At 68.1% G+C, this 21489-nt stretch carries 16 protein-coding genes and 1 pseudogene; 10 read left to right on the top strand and 7 right to left on the bottom strand.

Going from position 1 to position 21489, the window contains the following annotated elements; translation table 11 throughout:
• Positions 1-61: 61 nt before the first annotated feature.
• Positions 62-1336, top strand: coding sequence for an ATP-dependent Clp protease ATP-binding subunit ClpX (gene clpX / locus AC37TH_RS14580; protein WP_490765052.1), 1275 nt, complete (start codon positions 62-64; stop codon positions 1334-1336).
• Positions 1337-1494: 158 nt separating this feature from the next.
• Here clpX and AC37TH_RS14575 read toward each other — a convergent pair whose 3' ends face one another.
• Complete coding sequence (locus AC37TH_RS14575; RefSeq protein WP_490765051.1) at positions 1495-3531, bottom strand: M3 family metallopeptidase; 2037 nt, start codon at positions 3529-3531, stop codon at positions 1495-1497.
• 121 nt (positions 3532-3652) lie between these two features.
• Here AC37TH_RS14575 and AC37TH_RS14570 point away from each other — a divergent pair, with 121 nt between their 5' ends.
• From AC37TH_RS14570 to AC37TH_RS14560, 3 genes are read left to right on the top strand one after another with little or no spacing between them, the layout of a single operon-like run.
• A complete protein-coding gene (locus AC37TH_RS14570) occupies positions 3653-4378 on the top strand; it encodes a helix-turn-helix domain-containing protein (protein WP_490765050.1) in 726 nt (241 codons plus the stop codon).
• Positions 4375-5664: an MFS transporter gene (locus tag AC37TH_RS14565; RefSeq protein ID WP_490765049.1), complete on the top strand. Its 1290-nt coding sequence runs from the start codon at positions 4375-4377 to the stop codon at positions 5662-5664. The genes AC37TH_RS14570 and AC37TH_RS14565 overlap by 4 nt, the downstream gene beginning before the upstream one ends.
• On the top strand, positions 5661-5864 hold the full coding sequence (locus AC37TH_RS14560; protein ID WP_490765048.1) for a hypothetical protein: 204 nt from the start codon (positions 5661-5663) through the stop codon (positions 5862-5864). Before AC37TH_RS14565 ends, AC37TH_RS14560 begins: the two co-directional genes overlap by 4 nt.
• 40 nt (positions 5865-5904) lie before the next feature.
• Here the strand turns inward: AC37TH_RS14560 and AC37TH_RS14555 are convergent, their stop codons facing one another.
• The 5 genes from AC37TH_RS14555 to AC37TH_RS14535 all read right to left on the bottom strand — a co-directional run bounded on the left by AC37TH_RS14555 (position 5905) and on the right by AC37TH_RS14535 (position 11233).
• A complete protein-coding gene (locus AC37TH_RS14555) occupies positions 5905-6174 on the bottom strand; it encodes a hypothetical protein (protein WP_490765047.1) in 270 nt (89 codons plus the stop codon).
• Positions 6174-6638: a GNAT family N-acetyltransferase gene (locus tag AC37TH_RS14550; RefSeq protein ID WP_490765046.1), complete on the bottom strand. Its 465-nt coding sequence runs from the start codon at positions 6636-6638 to the stop codon at positions 6174-6176. Before AC37TH_RS14550 ends, AC37TH_RS14555 begins: the two co-directional genes overlap by 1 nt.
• A gap of 113 nt (positions 6639-6751) precedes the next feature.
• Positions 6752-7198, bottom strand: a complete 447-nt coding sequence (locus AC37TH_RS14545) for a GNAT family N-acetyltransferase (RefSeq protein WP_490765045.1) — start codon at positions 7196-7198, stop codon at positions 6752-6754.
• Positions 7195-9819, bottom strand: a complete 2625-nt coding sequence (gene valS, locus AC37TH_RS14540) for a valine--tRNA ligase (RefSeq protein ID WP_490765044.1) — start codon at positions 9817-9819, stop codon at positions 7195-7197. The genes AC37TH_RS14545 and valS overlap by 4 nt, the downstream gene beginning before the upstream one ends.
• A gap of 58 nt (positions 9820-9877) precedes the next feature.
• Positions 9878-11233, bottom strand: coding sequence for an MFS transporter (locus AC37TH_RS14535; protein ID WP_490765043.1), 1356 nt, complete (start codon positions 11231-11233; stop codon positions 9878-9880).
• 80 nt (positions 11234-11313) lie between these two features.
• Between AC37TH_RS14535 and AC37TH_RS14530 the strand changes: the two genes are divergently transcribed.
• The 5 genes and pseudogenes from AC37TH_RS14530 to ndk all read left to right on the top strand — a co-directional run bounded on the left by AC37TH_RS14530 (position 11314) and on the right by ndk (position 17716).
• A complete protein-coding gene (locus AC37TH_RS14530) occupies positions 11314-11955 on the top strand; it encodes a TetR/AcrR family transcriptional regulator (RefSeq protein WP_490765042.1) in 642 nt (213 codons plus the stop codon).
• 222 nt (positions 11956-12177) lie between these two features.
• The gene (gene ileS, locus AC37TH_RS14525) at positions 12178-15507 is read left to right on the top strand and encodes an isoleucine--tRNA ligase (RefSeq protein WP_490765041.1); all 3330 of its coding nucleotides are present in this window, start codon (positions 12178-12180) and stop codon (positions 15505-15507) included.
• Positions 15504-16869, top strand: a pseudogene (locus AC37TH_RS14520) (bifunctional folylpolyglutamate synthase/dihydrofolate synthase). Before ileS ends, AC37TH_RS14520 begins: the two are co-directional and overlap by 4 nt.
• Positions 16866-17297, top strand: a complete 432-nt coding sequence (locus tag AC37TH_RS14515; protein ID WP_490765040.1) for a DUF4233 domain-containing protein — start codon at positions 16866-16868, stop codon at positions 17295-17297. The pseudogene AC37TH_RS14520 and the gene AC37TH_RS14515 overlap by 4 nt, the downstream one beginning before the upstream one ends.
• Positions 17294-17716: a nucleoside-diphosphate kinase gene (gene ndk / locus AC37TH_RS14510; RefSeq protein ID WP_490765039.1), complete on the top strand. Its 423-nt coding sequence runs from the start codon at positions 17294-17296 to the stop codon at positions 17714-17716. The genes AC37TH_RS14515 and ndk overlap by 4 nt, the downstream gene beginning before the upstream one ends.
• Before the next feature lie 105 nt (positions 17717-17821).
• Here the strand turns inward: ndk and AC37TH_RS14505 are convergent, their stop codons facing one another.
• A complete protein-coding gene (locus AC37TH_RS14505) occupies positions 17822-18427 on the bottom strand; it encodes a vitamin K epoxide reductase family protein (protein WP_490765038.1) in 606 nt (201 codons plus the stop codon).
• 313 nt (positions 18428-18740) lie between these two features.
• Between AC37TH_RS14505 and AC37TH_RS14500 the strand changes: the two genes are divergently transcribed.
• Positions 18741-21464 carry an Rne/Rng family ribonuclease gene (locus AC37TH_RS14500; RefSeq protein ID WP_490765037.1) on the top strand — a complete coding sequence of 908 codons (2724 nt, stop codon included), beginning with the start codon at positions 18741-18743 and terminating at the stop codon, positions 21462-21464.
• Positions 21465-21489: the final 25 nt, after the last annotated feature.

Raw genomic sequence — 21489 nt, 5'->3', positions numbered from 1 at the left:
CACGCCAATGTCGCTCGCACAGGTTAGGCTCGACGGGAAAGACTCCTAGGAGGGGAGAGGGATGGCACGCATCGGGGAAAGCGCCGATCTGCTCAAGTGTTCCTTCTGTGGCAAGAGCCAGAAGCAGGTCCAGCAACTGATCGCCGGACCAGGCGTGTACATCTGCGACGAGTGCGTCGAGCTGTGCAACGAGATCATTGAAGAGCGGCTCGCAGAAGCGGGCGAAGAAGCGGCCGGCGAGTTCGACCTGCCGAAGCCCAAGGAGATCTTCGGATTCCTCGAGGAGTACGTCATCGGCCAGGAGGCCGCGAAGCGCGCACTCGCTGTGGCGGTCTACAACCACTACAAGCGGGTCCGCGCCAAGGCGTCCATCACCTCGGCGGACACGATGGACGACGTCGAGATCGCCAAGAGCAACATCCTGCTGATCGGCCCGACGGGCTGTGGCAAGACCTACCTGGCACAGACGCTCGCGAAGCGGCTCAACGTGCCGTTCGCCGTCGCCGACGCGACAGCCCTCACTGAGGCGGGCTACGTCGGAGAAGACGTCGAGAACATCCTGCTCAAGCTCATCCAGGCCGCCGACTACGACGTCAAGCGGGCCGAGACGGGCATCATCTACATCGACGAGGTCGACAAGATCGCCCGCAAGGCCGAGAACCCCTCGATCACGCGCGACGTGTCCGGCGAGGGCGTGCAGCAGGCGCTGCTCAAGATCCTCGAAGGCACAGTGGCTTCGGTTCCGCCGCAGGGCGGCCGCAAGCACCCGCATCAGGAGTTCATCCAGATCGACACCACGAACGTGCTGTTCATCGTGGCGGGCGCGTTCGCCGGGCTCGAAGACATCATCTCCCAGCGTGCGGGCAAGAAGGGCATCGGCTTCGGAGCCCCGCTGCACTCCAAGGGCGACGACGTCAACCTCTTCAGCGAGGTGCTTCCGGAAGACCTGCACAAGTTCGGGCTCATCCCGGAGTTCATCGGTCGTCTGCCCGTGGTCACCACGGTCACGCCGCTCGATCAGGACGCGCTGATGCAGATCCTCACGGTGCCGAAGAACGCCCTGGTCCGTCAGTATCAGCGCATGTTCGAACTCGACGGTGTGCAGCTCGACTTCGAGGAGCCGGCGCTGGAGGCGATCGCCGACCTCGCCGTGCTTCGCAAGACGGGCGCTCGCGGTCTGCGCGCGATCATGGAAGAGGTCCTCGGGCCGATCATGTTCGAGGTGCCGTCCAGCTCAGAGGTCGCCCGCGTCGTCGTAACGCGCGAGGCCGTCCTCGAGAACGCGGCCCCGACGATCGTGCCGCATCGCCCGCGCCGCGAAGAGAAGTCCGCGTAGCCCGTCGCTCGCTGCGTTCCACGCCGTCGCCTCGTGCGAAAGGTGCGGTGCGCGGGTCGGTGACCGCACTTTTCGCACGAGCGGTGCCCACTGGATGCGCAGGGTCGGACCCGCGCATCCAGTGGCGGCGGCGCGCCGGGTAGCGACGCGCCGCGGCGTCAGCCGGCGAGCCCGCGGCGTTCGAGCAGCGGCTCGATCACCGCGTCGCGGCCGCGGAAGTCGCGGTACGCCTCCAGCGGGTCTTTCGAGCCGCCGACGCCGAGGAGGCGCTGGCGGAAGCGATCGCCGTTGTCGCGGGTGAGGCCGCCGTTCTCGGTGAACCAGGCCACCGTGTCCGCATCGAGGACCTCGCTCCAGATGTAGGAGTAGTACCCGGCGTCGTAGCCGCCGGAGAAGGTGTGCGCGAAGTAGGTGCTCGCGTAACGCGGAGGGACGGCCGGGTTGTCGAGGCCGACCGCTGCGAGGGCTTTCGCCTCGAAGTCGGCCACGTCGGTGACCGTGTCGTCGGCGGTGATCGCGTGCCAGGCCTGGTCGAGCAGCGCGGCGCCCAGGTATTCGCTGGTCTGGAAGCCTTCGTTGAACGCCTCCGACTCGTGCAGCTTGTCGACGAGTTCCTGCGGCATCCGTTCGCCGGTGACGTTGTGCACGGCGTAGTTCTCCAGGATCTCCGGCCAGAGCATCCACATCTCGTTGACCTGGCTGGGGAACTCGACGAAGTCGCGGTAGACGTTGGTTCCGGCGAACTTCGGGTATGTCACCCGCGCGAAGAGTCCGTGCAGGGCGTGGCCGAACTCGTGGAACAGCGTGTTCGTCTCGTCGTAGCTGAGCAGCGTTGGCTCGCCAGCTGCCGGCTTCGGCACGTTCAGGTTGTTGACGACGACCGTCGGGTATTCGAGCAGAGCGGACTGCGAGATGAGGGGGTTCATCCAGGCTCCGCCGCGCTTGGAGTCGCGGGTGTACAGGTCGAGGATGTACAGGCCGAGCTCTGTGCCGTCCTCGTTGCGGACCTCGAAGACGCGCGCCTCCGGGTGGTAGGCCACCAGGTCGGGTCGCTCCGAGAACGTGATGCCGTAGAGGCGCGTGGCGGCGTAGAAGACGCCGTCGCGCAGCACGCGCTCCGCCTCGAAGTATGGACGCATCTCGGCGACGTCGATGTCGTAGGTCGCCTGCCGCACCTTCTCGGTGTAGTACGCCCAATCCCACGCCGCGAGCTCTGCGTCGTCGCCGAGCTGCAGCTGCAAGTCGGCCTGCTCCGCGAGCGCGTTGCGGGCGGCGGCGGGGGCGAGGCGGCCGAGCATCGAGGCGACGGCCTCCGGCGTCTTCGCTGTCTGGCCTGCGGTCACGGCCGCGGCGTGGCTGCTGAAGCCGAGCAGGCGGGCGCGTTCCGCCCTGAGGCGGGTGATGTCGAGCACGAGCTGGCGGTTGTCGTTTTCGCCACCCCGGATGCCGCGGGCGCGCGAGGCGGCCATGATGCGTTCGCGCACGCCACGGTCGGTGAGCGCTGCGAGGAACGGGTGCCCGGTGGGGAGGACCAGGGTGACCACGTACTTCCCGTCGAGGCCGCGCTCCTTGGCCGCCTCGGCGGCGGCGGAGATGGCGCCGTCACCCAGGCCGTCGAGTTCGGCGACGTCGTCGAAGACGACGGCGAGGTCGTTGGTGTCGGCGAGCAGGTTCTTCTCGAACCGGGTGGTCAGGGTGGACAGCTGCTTGTTGTATTCGCGGAGGCGCGCCTTGTCGGCGTCGCTGAGGCCCGCGCCAGCGAGGGTGAACTCCTCGTAGTACCGCTCGACCAGATAGCGGGACTCGGGATCGAGACCGAGTGCATCCAGTCGGTCGTGAAGCGCCGCGATGCGGCCGTACAGCGCTGGGTCGAGCCGGATCGCGTCTGCGTGGGCGGCGAGCAGGGGAGCGATCTCCTCTTCGAGAGCGTTCGTGAAGTCGCTGGAGTCGGACGAGCTCTTGTTGAAGAAGACCTCGGCGACGCGCTGCAGCGTCTGGCCGGAGGTCTCCAGCGGCAGCATCGTGTTCTCGAATGTCGGCTCAGCAGTGGATGCGGTGATCGCCGCGATCTCGGCCAGCTGCTCCTCGAAACCCCGGTCGAAGGCTGGACGGTAGTGCTCGTCGCGGATGTCCGCGAACGGCGGCAACTGGTACGGGAGGGTGCTGGGCGTGAAGAACGGGTTGGTGTCTGCCATTGATCCAGCCTAGGGCCGCGGCGGTCCGCCGTGCAAAGGTCTCTATGCAAACGAATAGTTGCAAAGATCCAATTGCAAAGACATGCTTGCAAAGAAGTCTTTGCATATGTATTCTCTGAGTATGGCCACCGAAGAAGACCGCGAAGAGACCCAGCCCACTCCGGCAGACAAGCCGGCAGGCAGCCCGGCAGAGAAGTCCACCGAGAAGCCCGCGGCGATCTCCCACCCGATGCACGACGCCCTCGGAATGGAAGCGTTGCGTGCCCTGGCGCATCCACTGCGGGTCGAGATCATGAACGAGCTGTCCGACTTCGGCGCAGCCACCGCGAGCGGCCTCGCCGAGCGACTGGGGGAGTCCAGCGGCTCGACCAGCTACCACCTGCGTCAGCTCGCCAAGCACAACATCATCGTCGAGGACCCCGAGAAGGGTTCGGGACGCGAACGCTGGTGGAAGATGGCGCCGGGCGGCGTCACCATCGGATCGCTGGAGACCCTGGCCACCCCGGCGGGCCGTGAGGCCAACGAGCTCATCTCGCGCGAGTGGCAGCAGAACAACGAGCGCCGCCTCACCGCCTTCCTGCGACGCGGCCTCGACGTCTACGGCACCGAGTGGATGCAGGCCAGCACGCTCTCCACCTCGCACCTCCAGCTCACCATGGACCAGCTCGCCGAATTCGGCCGCGAGTACTACGCGCTGCAGGAGCGGCTCCGCGAGAAGTGGCGCACCGCCTCGACAGGCGCTGACGGCGCCGCCGACGGCGCGGCCGTCGACGACACCGCGGACGGAAGCCTGCGCGTCCAGGTGCAGTTCAACGCGTTCCCGCTGGTGGAGGCGAGCGAGCGATGACCTCCGCCACCCAGCAGCGCGTCACCAGGACGCCGATGAGCGCCGGGTTCAACCGGCTCTGGACGGCGGCCATCGCCAGCAACCTCGCCGACGGGATCGGCCGCACGGCCGTTCCGCTGATCGCGACCACCCTCACCCGCGACCCCGCCCTGATCGCCGGCCTCAGTGCCGTGACGTTCCTGCCGTGGCTGCTGTTCGGCATCCCGGCCGGGATGCTGCTCGACCGCGTCGACCGGCGCGTCGCCATGGCGGTCGCCAACTCACTGCGATTCGGGGTGGCCGCCCTGCTCGCGGTGCTCGTCACCACGGGTTCGCTCACGATCTGGCTGCTTTACGGCTGCGTGCTCCTCTTCGGCCTCGGCGAGACCGTGTTCGACAACGCCACCACCACGGTGGTGCCGAGCCTCGTCACCCGCGATCAGCTCGACAGGGCCAACGGGCGGATGCAGTCGGCGGAGATCGTGGTGCAGAACTTCATCGCCACCCCGATCGCAGGCTTCCTGTTCGCCGCGGCCATCGCGCTGCCCATCTGGCTCACCGGCGGCGGGTTCCTGATCGCCGGAATGCTGGCGCTCACGATCCCGGCTGCGGCGGCAGGCGCATACCGGAAGGGCGCGACGGTGCACGGCGAGCCGGTCGCCGACCGGCCGACGTTCCGGGCCGTCGTCTCGTTCCTCGTCCACCACAAGTTCTTACGGGCGATGATCATCCTCACCTCCATCACCGCCTCGGCGCTGGCGTTCGCGCAGGGGAGCGTCGTGCTGCTCCTCCTTCAGACGTTCTCGGTCCCTGCCGCCCTCATCGGCGTCGTGACGGCCGGGGTCGGCGTCGGGGCGCTGGTGGGCGCGCTGTTCGCCAGCCGGCTCGTCGAACGGTTCGGACGCGGAACGGTGATGTTCTGCTCGATGCTCGTCGGCGGGATCGGCATGGTCGGTGTCGGCGTCACGAGCAACGTGGTCGTCGCCATCGTGGCGTACGCGTTCGGCGCGTTCGGCGTCGCCGTCTGGAACGTGCCCTGGGGTGCTCTCCGTCAGGCGATCGTGCCCAACGACATGCTCGGCCGCGCAATGGGGATCGTGCGCACCATCGGCTGGGGACTGACGCCGATCGCCACGGTGATCGGCGGGTTCGTCGCCCGCATCGACCTGCGGCTGCCGTTCCTCATCGGCGGCGGCGTGGTCATCGCACTGACGCTCATCGCGGTGCGCCTCCTGCTCTCGGCCGGCTCCCATGGGCCGGCCACCGAATCGACAACCGAACCAGCAACGGAAGGAACCGGATCATGACCGCCTTCGCAGTCACCGTCCCGAACATCCACCAGGCCACCTGGACCCAGCGCACCGCCATCAAGTTCGGCAGCGCCCTCACCGAGTGGGGTGTGCGCAGGGCGACCCTCCGCACGGCGCCACGCTTCGTCGACCAGCTCGCCGCGGTGGAACGCGTACGCGACCTCGCCGCGCGCGACCTGCCTCAGCTGCCGCGATGACCCGCGCCGGAGAACTCGCTAGCTCTCCGGGTCGAACTCGCTAGCTCTCCAGGTCGAACTCATCCGGCTCCTGCTGCACAGGCTGCGTGATCGTCGCGGAGTCCTCGTGGGCGTTGAAGCGGATGACCGTGCCGTCGTCAAGCTCGACCACCGGATTGCCCTCCAGCCAGGTCAGCGTCCACTTCCAGCCGTCGGTGGCGACATCGGTCGCCACGAGCTCCTCCTCGACGGTGCTGACCGCATACGCGACAACCTCGGGAAGAGCGCTCGGCGCGCCGTCGCCGACGGACCAGCGGGTACCCAGCTGCATCAGGCGCTCGCCTGCGCGGCCGGGAGGTCGATCTCGTAGGTCACCCAGGAGGTGCGGCTCGCGACCGAGTCGTAGACCTGCTGCGCCTGCGTGTTGTCGTGGGCGGTGATCCACTGCACGACGCCGAGGCCGCGTTCCTTGGCGCGCGAACGGACGGCGTCGATGAGGGCGCGGCCGACGCCCTTGCTACGCGCGTCTTCTGCGACGAACAGGTCGTCGAGGAACAGGCCGCGGTCGCCCTCCAGCGGACGGGCGAACTCGCGGATGTGCGCGAGGCCCACGATGCGACCGTCGTCGACGGCCACGAGGCCGTCTTCCTCGTGGTCGGGAGCGGTGAGCCAGGACCAGAGCAGCAGGGCCTTCTGGTCGGTGAGCTGGGTTTCGTAGAACGCAGCGTACTTCTCGTACAAGTCGAGCCAGGCGAAGAAATCGCCGTCTGCGACCGGTCGGATCTCAATCGACATAGGTGCCTCCGTTCGCCTTCCCCGCACGGCAGTTCATCGGTGCGTGTTTCGACCTTATCGCGCGCATCCCGAGCGGTCGATGCCGTCGGGGGTCCGGGATGCGCACGAGTGCGTCACGGTACGAGGTCGTACGTGACCCACTTGGTCTTCTCTGCGACGCGGTCGTAGACCCGTCGTGCTGTCTCGTTGTCCTTCGCGGTGATCCAGCGGACCACCGAAAGGCCCTGGTCGCGTGCGCGGTCGCGCAGCGCCTCCAGGAGTGCCGTGCCTGCTCCGTCGCCGCGGGCGTCCTTCGCGACGAACAGGTCGTCGAGGTAGAGGCCGCGCGTGCCGTCCAGCGGGCGGACGAACTCGCGAACGTGCGCGAGGCCGATCGGCGTTCCGTCGTCGTTCACGGCGAAGTACGCTTCGAGCTCGTTGCCGGAGTCGGTGATCCAGCTCCACACGAGCAGTGCCTTCTCATCCGTCAGCGGCTGGTCGTAGAACTCGCCGTACCCCGCGTAGAGGTCGAGCCAGGTGAAGAACTCATTGTCTTCCACACTCCGGACCGTCACGGTCATCGTTCCTCCTCGCTCGGGGCCTGGGCCAGCAGGATATCGGTCACTGATAGTTCATCGGCTGTTGCGAAACGCAGTTCTGCGATCTTGCCGACGGAACGGAGGTCGCCCGCCGCGCTCTCGATGGCGGCGATCTCGGTCTCCGGACCGGCGATGACGGCCGAGTCGACCGCCGTGCGCTGCGAGGCTTTGGCGGTGGTCTTCGCACCGCGGATCGCGGTCAGGGCGCGGCCGACGATGCCGAGAACAGCAGCCTGGTCGTCCCAGGCGGCGTCCCCGCCGACGGAGGCGACCTCGGAGGGGGCTGGCCAGGATGCGGTGTGCACCGAGCCGTCGTTGAACCAGCTCCACGCCTCCTCCGTCGCGAACGGCACGACCGGCGCGAACAGGCGCAGGAAGGCCGACAGCGCGACGCGGAGGGCGACGACGGCCGAGGTCTGCTCGGCGCTCGCTTCGCCGTACGCGCGCTCCTTGACCAGTTCGAGGTAGTCGTCGCAGAACGTCCAGAAGAAGGTCTCCGCGATCTCCAGGGCGCGCGCGTGGTCGTAGCCGTCGAGCGCTGTCGTCGCGTCGGCGACCACCGTCGAGAGATTCTGCAGCATGCTCCGGTCGAGCGGGCTGGTGACGAGCGCCAGGTCGTCCGCGCCGGTCGCTTCGAAGCCCAGGATGAACTTGGCCGCGTTCAGGATCTTGATGGCGAGGCGCCGTCCGATCTTGATCTGCGTCGGGTTCTGTGGGTCGAAGGCCGCGTCGGTGCCGAGGCGGGACGACGCAGCCCAGTAGCGGACCGCATCCGAGCCGTGCTTCTCCAGGATGTCGGCCGGGGTGACGACGTTGCCCTTGGACTTGGACATCTTCTTGCGGTCGGGGTCGACGATGAAGCCGGAGAGCGCAGCGTGCGCCCACGGGGCCACATGGTTCTCCAGCTCGCTGCGGAGCATCGTGGAGAACAGCCAGGTGCGGATGATGTCCTGACCCTGCGGGCGCAGGTCGAACGGGTACACCGCGTCGAACAGGGCGTCGTCGCGCTTCCAGCCGCCCGCGAGCTGCGGGGTGAGCGAGGAGGTCATCCAGGTGTCCATCACGTCGTGCTCGCCGACGAAGCCGTTCGGCTGGTTGCGCTGCGACTCCTCGAAACCGGGGGCGGCATCCGACGACGGGTCGATCGGCAGCTGGTCGTGCGCGGGCAGGATCGGCTCGTCGAACAGCGGGTTGCCGTCGCCGTCGAGCGCGTACCAGACCGGGATCGGCACGCCGAAGAAGCGCTGACGGGAGATGAGCCAGTCGCCGGTGAGGCCGCCGACCCAGTTCTCGTATCGGACACGCATGAACTCGGGGTGCCAGTCGATGCTCTGACCGAGCTCGATGAGGCGGGCACGCAGGACCTCGTCGCGGGCGCCGTTCTTGACGTACCACTGACGGGTCGAGACGATCTCGAGCGGCTTGTCGCCCTTCTCGAAGAACTTGACGGGGTGCTGGATCGGCTTGGGGTCGCCCTCCAGGTCGCCGGAGGCGCGCAGCAACTCCACCACGGCCTGCTTGGCCGAGAACACGGTCTTGCCCGCCAGCTCCGCGAAGGCGGTCTTTCCTGCCTCGGTCTCGATGGCGAGAGGCGCCTCGCTCACGATGCGGCCGTCGAAGCCGATGATCGCGCGGTTCGGCAGGTCGAGCTCGCGCCACCAGGTGACGTCGGTGATGTCGCCGAAGGTGCAGATCATCGCGATGCCGGAGCCCTTGTCCGGCTGGGCGAGGTGGTGCGCGAGCACGGGGACCTCGACGCCGAACACCGGGGTGGTCACCGTGGTGCCGAACAGTGGCTTGTACCGCTCGTCGTCCGGATGCGCGACCAGCGCGACACAGGCGGGCAGCAGCTCAGGACGCGTGGTCTCGATCCAGATCGGCCCGTCGGCGCCGTGGAACGACACCCGGTGGTACGCGCTCGGCTGGTCGCGGTCTTCAAGCTCGGCCTGGGCGACTGCGGTGCGGAAGGTGATGTCCCACAGTGTCGGGGCCATCGCCTGGTACGCCTCGCCGCGCTCGATGTTGCGCAGGAAGGCGAGCTGCGAGGTGAGCAGCGCCTCCTGGCCGATGGTGCGGTAGGTCTGGCTCCAGTCGACCGAGAGGCCGAGCGAGCGCCAGAGCGCCTCGAACTGCTTCTCGTCCTCGACGGTCAGGCGCTCGCACAACTCGATGAAGTTGCGGCGCGAGATCGGCTTCTGGTCGGCCGCCTTGCTGCTCTTGTTGTCTCCGCCCTCGAACGGCGGGACGAAGTCGGCGTCGTACGGCAGCGTCGGGTCGCAGCGGACGCCGTAGTAGTTCTGCACGCGGCGCTCGGTGGGCAGACCGTTGTCGTCCCAGCCCATCGGGTAGAAGACGTGCTGTCCGCGCATCCGGTGGTAGCGCGCGACCACGTCGGTGTGCGTGTAGCTGAAGACGTGCCCGATGTGTAGCGAACCGCTCGCCGTGGGCGGGGGCGTGTCGATCGAGTAGATGCAGTCGCGGTCGGCGGCGAGCGCCGCATCCCGGGGGAACAGGTAGGTTCCGGCGGTCTGCCAGTGGGAGCCCCACTTGGCTTCCAGGCCCTCGAGGGCTGGCTTGTCCGGCACCGGGTTGGCGGCGTTCATCGTTCTCCGATTCGGTATATGCGGCACCGTGTCGATGGTGAGGTGCCTGAGTGTGCAGTCACTCCAGGGTAGCGGAGGCTCCCTCTGGTGCGACGACGTCATCGATGATCGGCTTCCGGCGGGCGGCGAACAGGGCCGCCACCAGCGTGATGACGCTCATGAGGCCGAGCACGATTCCGGGGTGCCACCAGGCGTTGCCCGTCGCGTTGCCGAGCAGCAGCGTCAGGGCGGGGATGAACGCCGTCAGGAGTGCCGCGATGCTGTAGGCGACCGACAGCCCGCTGTAGCGCACGTCGCTCGGGAACAGGTCGGACATCAGCCCGCCGAGTCCGGCCCAGGACAGCGTCGGCAGGATGCCGCCGACGATCATGCTGCCGACCAGGATGGGGAACGTCGCGTACTGCAGCAGGAAGTACATCGGGAAGGCGATCAGCAGCGTGCCGATCGCGCCGATGGCGACTACGCGCGCCGAGCCGATCCTGGTGGCCCAGACGCCGAACAGCGGGATGGTGACCAGCTGCAGCAGGCCGCCGATGGTGGTCGCGATGAGCAGGTCAGAGAAGCTGAACTTCAGCACGGCGGTGCCGTAGTCGACCATGTATGTGTTCATCAGCGAATACGACCCGATGCCGAGGACCGCGGCGCCGATGGCGATCACGAAGCCGCTCGGGGCCTTGGTGAACACCTTCAGTACGGGGAACTTGTCGCGCTTGCCCGTCGCGAGCAACTGCTTGAACACCGGCGTCTCGTCGATCGACCAGCGCAGGTAGAGCGAGACGAGCAGGAGCGGGATGGCCGTCAGGAACGGGATGCGCCAGCCCCACGCGGCGATGTCGGCGGAGCTGAGCAGCGTCGACATCAGTATGAACACCACGGCGCTCAGGATGGAGCCGACCGGCGAGCCGAGCTGGGGGAGTGCCGCATAGAACCCGCGGCGCTTCGGGTTGGCGTACTCGGTCGCGAGCAGGATCGAGCCGCCCCACTCCCCGCCGAGCGACAGGCCCTGCACGAGCCGGAGCAGCACGAGCGCGATGGCGCCGAACCAGCCGGCGGTGGCGTAGGTGGGCAGAACGCCGACCAGGCCGGTACCGATGCCCATCATCAGGATGGTGATGAGCAGCGTCGGGCGACGGCCGATCCTGTCGCCGAGGTGGCCGAAGATGATGGCGCCGATCGGGCGGATGACGAACCCGGCCGCGATGGTGAGGAACCCGGCGAGCACGCCGCCGAAGGTGCCGAGCGGCGCGAAGAACAGCGGGCCGACGAAGAACGCGCTGAAGTACGCGAACAGGTAGAAGTCGTACGACTCGAGCGAGGTGCCGACGAACGAGGCGATGGTCACCCGGCGGGCGGTGCCGGGGGTGATGCCTGGGCGGTCTGTCTCGCTGCGGACGATGGTGTCTGTGGACGTCACGGGTGATCCTTGTCTGGCGGGCTGTGGGTGGTCCGTTAACATGTGGACCGGGTCCAATAATAGGCGTGAGGAGGTAACGCATGACGCAGGGCGACCATTCCCGCTCCGGCCGGCCACGCGCATCCTCGCGGCAGATGATCGCGGAGGCGGCGGGCGAGCTGTTCCTGGAGAAGACCTACGACGGCACCACCGTGGACGACATCGCTCGCCGTGCCGGGGTGAGCAGAGCCACCTTCTTCAACTACTTCGCGGCCAAGAGCGACCTGCTCTGGCTGGAGGTCGACGAGAGCCTCCGCGGCTTCGACGGGATGCTCGCGGCGACCGATCCTGACGCGCCGCCGCTGACAGCTGTGCTCGACGCTGTCACCGCGCTGGCCGACCAGTTCGGCCCGTCCAGGCTCCCGCTCGCCGTCACGCAGTACGAGCTGATGGGGACGGACGGCGAGCTCGAAACGTCCGCCCTTCCGCGCTTCCTCACGCTGGTGCGTCAGCTGAGCGCCTTCATCGCGGCGCGACTCGGTGAGCAGCCGGACTCGCTCCTGCCGCGCGCCATCGCGACGGCCGTGATCGGGGCGGCGGCCGCAGCGGCGGCGGTGTGGGCGCGAAGCGGCGTGCGCAGAGGGCCGCTCACGCCGGTGATCGTCGCGGCGGTCGCTCCGGTCTGCGACGGGTACGCCTCCGCTCTCGGCGGACGGCCCGAAAAGCGCTCGTATTCGAGCTAGAATCGTGCGTACAGACATCGACCCGGCGATCACCGGCGAGTCTTCGGAAGAACGGTGCACCGCGAGGGGCGCCCAGTAGAACCGAACGGGTCTGGCCCGTCACAGCCAACGAAGAGCGGTCGCAGTCACACCGAGAGTGGAGGCGGCAAGCGGGGTGGTACCGCGGCGGACGACGAACTCGTCCGGCGTCCTCGTGCAGACGATCGACCTGCCAGGAGTGAGATGCCGTACCCCAAGTCCCCGGACGATGCCACGCAGCGCGACGCGAACCAGCAGGGCGTCTCGCCGAGCCCGAGCTTCCCGGAGATCGAGACCGACGTGCTCGCGTTCTGGAAAGAGGACGGCACCTTCCGTGCCTCCATCGACAACCGCCGGGATGCGCCGGAGTGGGTCTTCTACGACGGCCCCCCGTTCGCAAACGGCCTCCCGCACTACGGCCACCTGCTCACCGGGTACGCCAAAGACCTCTTCCCGCGCTTCCAGACCATGCGCGGCAGGAAGGTCGACCGCCGCTTCGGCTGGGACACCCACGGGCTCCCCGCCGAGCTGGAGGCGGAGCGGCAGCTGGGGCTCACCGACAAGAGCCAGATCGAGGAGATGGGCATCGCGGCCTTCAACCAGGCCGCGAAGGACGCCGTGCTGCACTACACGCGTGAGTGGCAGGAGTACGTCACCCGCCAGGCGCGCTGGGTCGACTTCGACAACGACTACAAGACGCTCGACGTCACATACATGGAGTCGGTGATCTGGGCGTTCAAGCAGTTGCACGAGAAGGGCCTCGCCTATGAGGGCTACCGTGTGCTGCCGTACTGCTGGCGCGACCAGACCCCGCTGTCCAACCACGAACTGCGGATGGACGACGACGTCTACAAGATGCGTCAGGACCAGACGGTCACCGTCACGTTCCCGCTGACCGGCGCGAAGGCGGAGGCGCTCGGCCTCACCGCCGTGCGCGCGCTCGCCTGGACGACGACGCCGTGGACCCTGCCGACCAACCTGGCCCTGGTCGTCGGCCCCGACATCGAATACGCCGTCGTCCCCGCCGGACCTCTCGGCGCTGCCGACGCGCACGGAACGCCGGACGAGGAGGTGCTGAGCGGCGAATACCTGCTCGCCGCCGACCTCCTCGGCAACTACGCCAAGGATCTCGGCTACGAGTCGGCAGCGGAGGCGCTGGCCGCCGTCACCCGGCGCATCCGGGGTTCGGAGCTGGAGGGTGTCACCTACGACCGGCTGTGGGACTACTACGCGGACACCGAGGAGTACGGCACTCAGAACGCGTGGCGCATCCTGGTAGACGACTACGTCACCACCGAAGACGGCACGGGCATCGTGCACCAGGCGCCTGCCTACGGTGAGGACGATCAGCGTGTCTGTGAGGCCGCCGGCATCCCGGTGATCATCTCGGTGGACGACGGCGCCCGGTTCCTGCCGGTCGTGGAAGACGTGGCTGGCCTCCAGGTGTTCGAGGCGAACAAGCCGCTCACCAAGCTGCTGCGCGAGAACGGGCGGCTGCTGCGCCAGGCGAGCTACGAGCACTCGTACCCGCACTGCTGGCGCTGCCGCAACCCGCTGATCTACAAGGCGGTGTCCAGCTGGTTCGTGCGCGTCACCGACTTCCGCGGCCGGATGGGCGAGCTCAACCAGCAGATCAACTGGGTGCCGGAGAACGTCAAAGACGGCCAGTTCGGCAAGTGGGTCGGCAACGCCCGCGACTGGTCGATCTCGCGCAACCGCTACTTCGGCTCGCCGATCCCGGTGTGGAAGAGCGACGACCCCGCATATCCGCGGATCGACGTGTACGGCTCGCTCGCCGAGCTTGAGGCCGACTTCGGCACGATCCCGACCAACGCGGCGGGGGAGCCCGACCTGCACAGGCCGTTCATCGACGACCTCACCAGGCCCAACCCCGACGACCCCACCGGTCGCTCGACCATGCGCCGCATCCCGGATGTGCTCGATGTCTGGTTCGACTCCGGGTCGATGCCGTTCGCCCAGGTGCACTACCCGTTCGAGAACCGGGAGTGGTTCGACAGCCACAACCCGGCCGACTTCATCGTGGAGTACATCGGGCAGACCCGCGGCTGGTTCTACATGCTGCACACGCTGTCGACAGCGCTGTTCGACCGGCCGGCGTTCAAGAACGTCATCAGCCACGGCATCGTGCTCGGCAGCGACGGGCAGAAGATGTCGAAGTCGTTGCGCAACTACCCGGATGTGAACGAGGTGTTCGACCGCGACGGCTCCGACGCGATGCGCTGGTTCCTGATGGCGAGCCCCGTGCTGCGCGGCGGCAACCTGGTGGTCACCGAGGAGGGCATCCGCGAGGGCGTCCGGCAGGTGCTGCTGCCGCTGTGGAGCACCTGGTACTTCTTCTCGCTCTACGCCAACGCAACCGGTTACGAGGCGAAGCGCCGCACCGACTCGACGGACGTGCTCGACCGCTACCTCCTGGCCAAGACGCGCGACCTCGTCGAGGACGTCACGGCCGACCTCGAAGGGCTCGACAGCACCCTCGCTGCCGCCAAGCTGCGCGACTTCGCCGACCTGCTCACCAACTGGTACGTGCGGCGTTCGCGCGACCGCTTCTGGCAGGGCGTGGATGCGGACGGCAACGGCACGGAAGCCTTCGACACTCTCTACACCGTGCTGGAGACCGTCGCACGCGTCGCGGCGCCTCTCCTCCCGCTCGTCACCGAGCGCGTCTGGCGCGGCCTCACCGGCGGACGCAGCGTACACCTGACCGACTGGCCGAATGCCGCCGAGTTCCCGGCCGACGACGCCCTCGTGGATGCGATGGACCGCATCCGAAGCATCAGCTCGACCACACTGTCGTTGCGCAAGCAGGCCGGGCTCCGCGTTCGGCTGCCGCTCGCCGCACTGACCGTGGTGGCCGAGAACGCGGACGCCCTGCGTCCGTTCGAGGGCATCCTGCGCGACGAGCTCAACGTCAAGGCGGTCGAGCTGGTGGAGCTGCACGACGACAGCGCTGCGACATACGGCATCACCAGCAAGCTGACCGTGAACGCCCGTGCGGCCGGCCCCAGACTCGGCAAGGACGTGCAGAAGGTCATCCAGGCCGCACGCGCTGGCGACTGGTCGGAGAACGGCGGCGTCGTGACGGCCGGTGGCATCGAACTGGCCGAAGGCGAGTACGACCTGGTGCTGGAGACGGCGCAGGCCGACGGAGAGTCCAGCTCGGCGCTCGCGCTGCTGGCGGGCGGCGGTTTCGTGCTGCTCGACACCGTGACGACGCCGGAGTTGCAGGCAGAGGGTCTGGCGCGCGACGTCATCCGCGCCGTGCAGGACACCCGCAAGGCGGCAGGGCTCGACGTGAGCGACCGCATCCGGTTGAACCTGGCGTTCTCGCACGACGACGACACCGCGGCCCTCGGGCTGGCGGCCGACGTCGACATCGCGACGGAGACGCTCGCGCTCGTCGTCGAGTTCGCCGCGGCGGAGGCCGCGTTCGAGAAGACATTCACCACAGGACAGTTCGCCAACGCCGGAGACTTCACGGTCGGCGTGACCAGGATCGAGGAGGAAGCGTGAGCGACGAGGACTTCCGCGACGCGGCCGACGCCGTCTACCAGGCGCTGCTCGCGCGCGTCGGCGAGGGCGCGCCCGAGCGACGACTGGATGCCACCAGGCGTGCCGTCGAACTGCTCGGCGACCCGCAGCGGGCGTACCCGATCATCCACATCACCGGCACGAACGGCAAGACGTCGACGAGCCGCATCATCGAGAGCATCCTGCGGGCGTACGGCCTGCGCACGGGACTCCTGACCAGCCCGCACCTGGTGCGCTTCAACGAGCGCATCATGGTCGACGGCCTGCCCATCTCGGACGAGAACCTCGTGCGCAACTGGGAGGACGTGCAGCCGTACATCGAGCTCGTGGACGGCGAGCTCGCCGAGGGCGGGCATCCTCCGCTGACGTTCTTCGAGGCGCTGACCGTGCTGGCGTACGCCGCGTTCGCGGATGCTCCGGTCGACGTGGCCGTGATCGAGGTCGGCATGGGCGGCGAGTGGGACTCCACCAACGTCGGAGACGGCCAGGTTGCGGTGTTCACGCCGATCTCGCTCGACCACACCAAGGCGCTCGGCGACACCGTCGCGGAGATCGCGCGCACCAAGTCGGGCATCATCAAGCCGGCGGCCGACGTCGTCAGCTCCGCCCAGACACCGGATGCGCTGGCCGAGCTGAAGAATGCGGCGGAGCTCACCGAGTCCACCATCGCCGTGCAGCCCGGAGCGTTCGACGTCGCCTCCACCTCGGTGGCGGTCGGCGGACAGCTGGTGAGCATCCGGGGGCGCGCTGAGACGTATTCGGAGCTGTTCCTTCCGCTCTACGGCGACCACCAGGCGCAGAACGCTGCGGTCGCCGTCGCTGCGGTCGAAGACGTTCCTCGGCCGGGGCACCCAGCCGCTGAAGGCCGACCTGCTGGAGGAGGGCTTCGCGAAGGCGACGTCTCCTGGCCGGTTGCAGCTGATCGGCGTCGGACCGACCGTGCTGGTCGACGCGGCCCACAACCCGGCCGGAGCGCAGACCCTCGCCGACGCGATGCGCCGCTACTTCGACTTCGATGAGCTGACCTTCGTGTTCGGCACGCTCGCCGACAAGGACGCGCGCGGCATCGTGCGCGCCCTCGCGCCGGTCGCGACGCAGTTCTTCGTGACGGAGCCCCGCTCCAAGCGTGCGCTCCGCGCCGACGAGCTCGGCGAGATCGTGATGAGCGAGATCGGCGAGGAGGCGACGATCGTCTACGGCGATCTCGCCGAGGCGCTCGACGCCGCCCGCGAATGGGCGGAGGAGGAGCCGAAGCGCGCCGTCGTCGTGACGGGCTCGATCGTGCTCGTCGGAGACGCGATGGCCATCGCCGAGTCCGGCGAGTGGAAGCCGGCCACCTCGTGAGCGGGCAGGAGCAGGGCGGCGAAGCACAGAGCGGGAAGCCCGCGAAACCGCCGCGTCCCCGGCGCGAGCGGACGATCCGCGAACTGCTCGGATCCATCGTGCTCGGCTTCGAACTGATCGTCGTCTTCCTCGGCGCACTCGTGCTGTTCGGGCTGCAATCGCTGCCCGCTGCCGTCGCGCTCGGCGGGGGAGCGGTGGTCGTCGTCCTGATGCTCATCGCTCTCGGGACGCTGCGCTCGTCGGTGGGCATCGTCCTGGGCTGGTTCGTTCAGCTGGTGGTCGCCGCCGCCGGCTTCCTCGTGCCTGCCTTCTTCATCGTCGGCGCCATCTTCACGGCCATGTGGGCGTACTGCATGATCGTCGGCGCCCGCATCGACCGCAACAAGAAGGCCGCGAACGCGGCCGCAAACGGAACGGAGAATCCATGACCACCCCCGTCGAAGAGACCCTGGTGCTCGTCAAGCCGGACGGCGTCGCCCGCAACCTCACGGGCGAGATCCTGCGCCGCATCGAGGCGAAGGGCTACTCGCTCGTCGACCTCCGGATGCTGCAGGCCGACCGTGACCTGCTCGCCGCGCACTACGCGGAGCACGAGGGCAAGCCCTTCTACGAGCCGCTGGTCGAGTTCATGGAGTCCGGCCCGATCGTCGCGATCCGCCTCGCCGGCAACCGGGTGATCGAGGGCTTCCGTTCCCTCGCGGGCACCACCGATCCCACGACGGCCGCCCCCGGCACCATCCGCGGCGACCTCGCCCGCGACTGGGGCCTCAAGGTCCAGCAGAACCTCGTGCACGGCTCCGACTCGCCAGAGTCCGCCGCCCGCGAGCTCGCCCTCTGGTTCGCCTAGCAGCCAACCCCGCTCCCAAGCAATCGAGTCCGGACTTATGCACGCGACACGCCAGCGTGTTGCGTACATAAGTCCGACTCGATGCTTTTGGAGGTGCGGGAGGGGTCAGACGAAGACGTTGTTGATCCAGTCGAGCTGGATCTGAGCGAGGATCGCGACGATCGCGTAGGAGACGACCGTGATCAGGGGAACCCACGAGTAGAGCTTGCCGAAGAAGACACGCCCGGCCTCCGGAATAGGGATATTGCCCGTCTTGAGGTTGTAGAGGGTCACCGCCCAGAAGGTCGGGATGGTGACCAGCCAGGTGACCATGCACCAGGGGCAGAGCACGTTGAGCACGGTGATCGACTGCGTGATGAGGAAGATCACCAGGGCCATCGCGCCGATCACGCCGAGGTTGAAGAGGATCCAGAACCACTTGGCGAAGCGCGCTCCCGCCAGGATGCCGACGCCGACGGCGATGGTCGCCGTCCAGCCGATCAGCCCGAGCAGCGGGTTCGGGAAGCCGAACAGTGACCCCTGCCAGGAGTTAAGGTTCTTCGTGCATCCGACGAGAAGGCTGAAGTTGCAGGAGAGCTGCGCACCCGGATTCTCGAGGAGGTGGAACTTGTCCATCGTCAGCATGAAGGCGGCCCAGAGCCCGATGGCTCCAGCGACGATCAGGAAGATGGCGAGTACGGTCGGGCGACGCTCGGCTGCAGTGGTTGACACAGTCGGATTATGGCATGAGCGCTCGCGTGTCGACCTGGGAGGCAACGGCGTTCCCGCGAGGTCATGCGATAATCGTTTCCAACTGGTTTCTCCGGCCGTGTGCCGGAGTCGCGCCAGCGAAGGCTTGAGGGCGTGCAACGCCCTGAACAGCCGGCCGAAGTGGTCGGCGTACGACGAACGAGATCGCTGCAGGTCGCGCCACGAGCCGACCGCACGCGTGAAGGATTAGCGGTCGCAGGTGCAACGCATCGGCGGCCCTCACGAAAGTACCCGGCGCGCGGGAGACCGCGGCCGGTCGAGGAGTGCACCAGCGATGGTGGAAAACGAAAATACTGACAACACGCAGAACAACGGATCGGAAGCGGGGCCCAGGAAGCGATCACGCCTCTTCGGCTCCAGGAAGAGCGCCAAGAAGAGCGCCTCCGCCGTGCCTGCGAACGATGCGCGTGAGGCCATTGCGTCCTCAGCGCCGACGGTGGCCGGACACGCCTCGACCGTGCCTGCCGTCCAGGAGAAGACACCCATGGACTCGAACACCAACGACAGCCACGACGACATCATCGGAGCAGGTCCGTTCCCCGCCGGTCAGCCGGCCGTGACGACGGCAGCAGCACCGGATGCGGGCCAGACCTCGGCGACGGACGGCGACAACGCCGCGGCCGGCCAGGAGACGACGGAGGCGGACGCGGCAGCAGCCGTCGACGCCTCCCTGCCGGGCCTCCCGCCGACCACGCTGCTCTTCCAGGCGCCGGACATCATCCCGCTGCCTCCGCTGCCGCACGACGAGTACGACGACGACGAGCCGAGCACGGTCCGCCGCCGGTCGCGTCGCCGCGCAGGCGAGGAGAACAGGTCGGGGTCGAACGACCCGGCGAACACCGTCGTCAAGGTCCGCGCCCCGCGCGAGCCCGAGCTGATCACCGAGCCGCAGAAGGTCAAGGGCTCCACCCGCCTCGAGGCCAAGAAGCAACGCCGCCGTGACGGGCGTGACGCCGGTCGCCGTCGTCCGGTCATCACCGAGGCGGAGTTCCTCGCCCGCCGCGAGTCCGTCGACCGCCAGATGATCGTCCGCGAGAAGGGCGGGCGCATCCAGATCGGTGTGCTCGAAGACAAGGTGCTCGTCGAGCACTACGTCGCCAAGTCGCAGGAGGCGTCGCTCATCGGCAACGTCTACCTCGGTCGCGTGCAGAACGTCCTCCCCAGCATGGAGGCGGCGTTCGTCGACATCGGGCGCGGCCGCAACGCCGTGCTCTACTCCGGCGAGGTCGACTGGGATGCCGCGGAGACCGGCAACCAGCCGCGCCGCATCGAACTGGCGCTGAAGCCGGGCGACCGCGTTCTCGTCCAGGTCACCAAAGACCCGGTCGGCCACAAGGGCGCGCGCCTCACCAGCCAGGTCTCGCTGCCCGGCCGCTACCTCGTGTACGTGCCGAACGGCTCGATGAACGGCATCAGCCGCAAGCTGCCGGACACCGAGCGCGCCCGCCTCAAGAAGATCCTCAAAGAGGTGCTTCCGGAGAACACCGGCGTGATCGTGCGCACGGCGGCCGAGGGCGCGACCGAGGAGCAGCTGACGCTCGACGTCACCCGCCTCACCGCACAGTGGGCTGACATCTCCAAGCAGGTCGAGACCGTCGGAGCGCCCGCGCTCCTGCACAGCGAGCCAGACCTCCTGATCAAGATCGTCCGCGACGTCTTCAATGAGGACTTCCAGAAGCTGATCATCGCCGGCCAGGATGCGCAGAGCACCATCGAGAACTACCTGCGTCAGGTCGCTCCCGACCTCCTCGACCGCGTCGAGGCCTACCAGGGCGACCGGGACGCGTTCGACGAGTTCCGCATCACGGAGCAGATCGAGAAGGCGCTCGACCGCAAGGTCTGGCTGCCGTCCGGTGGTTCGCTGGTGATCGACCGCACAGAGGCGATGACCGTGGTCGACGTCAACACCGGCAAGTTCGTCGGCTCCGGCGGAAACCTGGAGGAGACGGTCACCAAGAACAACCTGGAGGCTGCGGAGGAGATCGTCCGCCAGCTGCGGCTGCGCGACATCGGCGGCATCATCGTCGTCGACTTCATCGACATGGTCCTGGAGTCGAACCGAGACCTCGTGCTGCGTCGCCTGATCGAGTGCCTGAGCCGTGACCGCACGAAGCACCAGGTGGCGGAGGTCACCTCGCTCGGCCTCGTGCAGATGACCAGGAAGAAGCTCGGCCTCGGCCTGCTGGAGACCTTCAGCGAGGCGTGCGAGGTCTGCGCCGGCCGTGGCGTGATCGTGCACCACGACCCGGTCGTGAAGCACCGTCAGACCCCGCAGCAGCAGCCGCAGAGCGAGCGTCGTCGCGGCCGTGGCGGCCAGCAGCCGAACGGCAACGGCAACGGCTCGTCGTCGAACGGCAACGGTTCGTCGAACGGGAACGGCAACGGCGGAGCGGGCGCGACCCCGACCGGTGTGACGCACGCCATCACGGACGACGCCAAGAACGCCCTCGCCCAGATCGCGGCGAGCACGCTCGCCCACCCGCACGAGAACGCCGAGCATCCGGTAGTGGATGCGGAGGCGTCGTCGTCGGATGCCGCTCACGGCAAGCACGTCGCTGCCGAGCAGCAGGCGACAGAGGCGCCGAAGAAGTCCCGCAGGAAGAGCGGCAAGCGCGACAGGGCGAGGACGGCGGAGGCCGAGCAGTCGCAGAGCGAGCAGGCCCAGCAGCCCGGGAACGCCGAACTGCCGCAGGCGGTCCAGCCCGCGGCCGCCGAGCAGCCGGCGACGCGTGAGCAGCAGGCTGCTGAGCGCCCCGCTGCCCGCACGGAGTCGTCCGAGGTGTCCGTGCCCCTGATCGAGCTTCCGGAGCCCGCAGCGGCGCCGGTGTCGCGTCGCACGCCCACCAAGGAGGCCGAGCTGCTGCTCGACTCTGTGCTGGACGCGCTCCCGCAGCCGAAGCAGCCTGGTCAGGGCCGTGGCCGCAGCCGCAGGGTCAGCACCGCCGCGATCGTCGGGGGAGACATCGCCCCGGAGATCACGCGCTCCGAGTCGGAGTAGCCCACCGCATCCTGATCGTCTGACA

Source organism: Leifsonia sp. McL0627, assembly GCF_058244615.1.
Note: the sequence above shows the minus strand (reverse complement) of the source record. Positions and strands in the feature narration are given on the sequence as shown.